This window comes from Nocardiopsis nanhaiensis (assembly GCF_054778635.1).
In genome coordinates this window covers 1-3,252 of record NZ_BAAGZJ010000165.1, presented here as the reverse complement: position 1 = coordinate 3,252, position 3,252 = coordinate 1, and the positions used below count along the sequence as shown (strand labels likewise).

The window sequence follows — 3,252 nt, the reverse complement described above, 5'->3', positions numbered from 1 at the left end:
GACGTCCCCTTGGTGGACGTGGTCCTGGACACGGCCGACCACACGCTGGAGGAGGTCGACACGACCGCCTCCGCGCTCCTGGACGGTTCCACCCCGGACCTGCGCCTGTGGCTGCGCGGCCCCTGGGACGAACTCCACGACGGCCGCCGTTCACCGCTGGACGAGGACCTGCTCGACCCGCGCCTGATCCAGGAGACCTTCCGAGGCGACCCCCGGGTGCGCTTCACCGGTACCGAGCCGCCTCTGGACCCGCGGGTGCCCTTCCGCCTGACCGTCGCCGCCGGCTCCCCCCTGGCCAAGGACGCCGTACGCGACCTGGTGAAGGAGATCGACCGCGAAGGCGCCGGTCTGCTGTGCGCGCCCCTGCCCGGCGCCACCCGGGCCGGAGACGGGGTCCTGCGGCTGGAGCGCACCGCCGCCTACGCCCGCGCCCGCCACCTCGCAGCTGAGGCCGCTGACGGCGGGCTCGACCGGGTCGTGGAGGAGACCCAGGGTACCCACTGGATCCCGGGGGAGCGGTTCGTGGCCGCCGAAAAGACCGAGTCCGGGACCAAGTCCGGAAGCAAGCCCGAAGTACTCGAGAGGCGCCTCGAACGGGCCCTGGTCGAGGCCGACCGCCTCCGCGCCCGCGCGGAGCGGGCCGAGCGCAAGCTGCGCTGGTTCACCCCGGGCCTGACTCGCAGGGTGCTGCGTAAACTGGTCCGCTGAACCGGGCCCGCCGGGTCGGTACCGCCGACCCGGCGGCCCCGAGCCGTCGCACCCCTGTCGGACGGTATCCCTGGTGTGTCGGGTGCGCAGGGCCTCCTCCCCGGCCGACACGCCCATCACCAGGCATCACTGGGTGTAACCGGATTGGCTACGCTGTGTTTCTAGAGTGGCCCGCCCCCACGGGCGCCCATCCCGCTCAGCCAACACACCCGAGGTCGCCCGATGATCACCTCCGTCGTTCGCCAGGCCCTGCGCACCCGCGGTGACGAACCCGCACTCCTGTGCCACACCGGAGACCACCGAGCCTCGCTCAGGGAACTCTCCAGACTGCGCCTGCGCCCCGACGACCACCTGATCGACCTGGACACGCACCGCCTGGGCGACCCCGTGGAAGTGGCGGGGGTGGGCGGTCCGGGCGAACCGGAGGCCGTGGGCCTGATCGCCGTGGTCGCGGCCAGCTACACCGACCTGCGCCGCTCCCTGACCACCGCCACCCACCTTCCGCCCACCGTCCACCTGGTCGTGGCGGTCGCCGACACCCCCGGCCACCAAGGGCCGCTCATCCCGGCCCCGCCCGGTATCGACGAGTGGCACGGCCTCCAAGAACTGAGGGTTCGGCGGGTCGGCCAACGCGGTTGGCTCTGCGACCTGTACTTCCCCAACTCCATCGAGACCGCTACCGCACTCGACCACGTCCTCAGCGGCACCGCCGGCCGCAGGCGCGGCCCCCGGAACGTCCCGCTCGGCGCCGTCCACGGCTACGAAGGTGCCCTGTGGCGGTCCGGCGACGTCTCCTCCACCGGGGTCGACGCCACCGGACCCATCCCGAAGCGCCGGGTCACCCCCATCGCCGACCTGGTGGCCCGGGTCGACGACAGCACCGGACTGCCGGAGTGGCAGGACCCGGGCGTCCCCCACGTGGACGTCGCCACCACCGAATCCCGCTCCTGGGCGGCGCTGGCCGTGCCCGGCGCCCGCGCCGCACGCGTCACCGAACCCGACCCCGTCACCACCATCGCGCCCATCGACGAGCGCGCCGTCAACCCCGCCGGCTTCACCAAGAAGGCCGGCGGCCCCATGGGGGACCTCACCGTCCGCTTCGACCGAGCGGTTGTGTGCGAGGGAAAGCGGATCCTGTTCACCGTCCCCTCGGACGGCACCATCACCGACCTCGACATCGGCTACGTCCGCTACCTGCGCGGCGTCCGGGTGGACTGGTCCGGGCACGGCGGCCCCACGGCCGCCGTCCGGTCGGTGGCCCACCTCGCCGCCGGAGGGGTTCCCTTGGTCAGCGGCCCCGTTCCCAGCTGGGCTGCGGGACTCGGGCAACCCCTGCGTGACCTGCTCACCTCGGTGTCCGAGGCCGATCTGCGCGAACCCCTGACCCGCGAGGAGCACAGCGTCCGCCTCCGCCGGGCTGCCCTGCGCACGCACGGACAGGCCGCCCGCTGGCGGGCCCTGGCCGCGCGCGCCGGTGTGCCGGTCCCGCCCGAACCCCGGATGACGGTGATGATGTGCACCCGCCGCCCGGAGATGGTGGGCTTCGCCCTCGCCCAGATCGCCCGCCAGCGGGGCGCGCGGTTCGAGGTGGTCCTGGCCCTGCACGGGTTCCCCGCCGCTCTGCCGGAAGTGCGGTCGGCCATCGACGCCTTCGCGGCCACGGGCGTGCCGATCAGCGTGTACGAGGCGGAGGCGGACCGGGTGTTCGGATCGGTGCTCAACGAGGCGGCGGACCGTGCCTCCGGCACCGTGATCGCCAAGTGGGACGACGACGACTGGTACGGGCCGGACCACCTCGCCGACATGGCGCTCGCCCGCGCCTACTCGGGTGCGGACGTCGTGGGTATCAGCCAGGACCTCGTGTACCTGGAGGAGCTGGACCTGACGGTCTGGCGCAGCTACCGGTCCGAGAAGCCCTCACCGGACGTGGTCGGCAGCACCATCACCATCGACCGGTCGGTCTTGGAGGAGGTGGGCGGCTTCCGCCCGATCCCTCGGGCGATCGACAGCCAGCTGCTCTTCGCGGTGCGCCGCAACGGAGGCCGGATCTACCGCACCCACGGCCTGGGTTACCTGCTGCGCCGGGCCGGCCAGGGCCACACCTGGTCCGCGGACCTGGGCTACTTCCTACGCAGGAACTCCCACCAGTGGTCCGGCTGGCGGCCCAGTGCCCTGCTGGAAGGCGAACCCGCCCCCTTGGGAGCCCACACGAGCGTCGAGTACACGGGAGGACACCGGTGACCACCTCAGACAACGCTCCGCTGCGTGCCTCGGAGCGGACAGAACCGGGGCGCCCGGGGCCGGGATCGACAGAACCGCGACCTGCGGAACAGGGTTTGCCGGAACAGCGATCAGCGGGCCAGGAAGCGTCGGGCCGGGGATTTCCGGTGAGGCCCTCGACGGCCCAGCCGCGGATCTGGCGGAATGATTATTCGTTGTTGGAGCCTGCGGTGTTGGGGGAGTGGGTTCCGGAGCTGTCGGTGAGTGTGGTGGTTCCGGCGCATGGGCATCCGGAGAAGCTGGCGCTGGTGTTGGCGTCGTTGG

Annotated in this window: 1 protein-coding gene and 1 pseudogene; both read left to right on the top strand. The window is 72.5% G+C overall.

Annotated elements, in window-relative coordinates; genetic code table 11:
• Positions 1 to 708: pseudogene (locus ACYVD1_RS34490) on the top strand (glycosyltransferase family 2 protein); the annotation flags it as partial.
• Between the two features lie 222 nt (positions 709 to 930).
• Positions 931 to 2,949 carry a glycosyltransferase family 2 protein gene (locus tag ACYVD1_RS34485; protein WP_460778677.1) on the top strand — a complete coding sequence of 673 codons (2,019 nt, stop codon included), beginning with the start codon at positions 931 to 933 and terminating at the stop codon, positions 2,947 to 2,949.
• Positions 2,950 to 3,252 lie beyond the last annotated feature (303 nt).

What these genes read in the sequence shown, in the direction of transcription:
- ACYVD1_RS34485 (WP_460778677.1), top strand. Translation starts at nt 931, where the DNA reads ATGATCACCTCCGTCGTTCGCCAGGCCCTGCGCACCCGCGGTGACGAA.